Source organism: Haemophilus sp. UMB1048 (assembly GCF_030218125.1).
GTDB lineage: Bacteria > Pseudomonadota > Gammaproteobacteria > Enterobacterales > Pasteurellaceae > Haemophilus_D.
Genome location: NZ_JASOPB010000047.1, coordinates 1 through 325, shown reverse-complemented (window position 1 = coordinate 325; position 325 = coordinate 1). Strand labels below are relative to the sequence as shown.

Here is a 325-nt window from a genome sequence, read left to right as displayed (position 1 = left end):
CTTCAATGCTGACGGTAGCGAAGTCTCGCAGTGCGGCAACGGCGCGCGCTGCTTCGCCCGCTTTGTCCGTTTAAAAGGCCTGACCAATAAACGTGATATCCGTGTGAGCACCGCCAATGGGCGTATGGTATTAAGCGTAACGGAAGATGATCTGGTGCGCGTTAACATGGGCGAGCCGAATTTCGAGCCGTCTCAGGTCCCATTCCGCGCCAACAAAGCGGAAAAGACCTATATTATGCGCGCGGCTGAACAGACAGTATTGTGCGGCGTCGTCTCAATGGGCAACCCGCACTGCGTGATTCAGGTCGATAACGTGGACACCGCC

Annotated in this window: 1 protein-coding gene; it reads left to right on the top strand. The window is 56.0% G+C overall.

Translation table 11 applies throughout. The features are described 5' to 3' along the window. A partial coding sequence (dapF, locus tag QP437_RS09815; protein ID WP_285267707.1) for a diaminopimelate epimerase occupies positions 1-325 on the top strand: 325 nt, incomplete at both ends.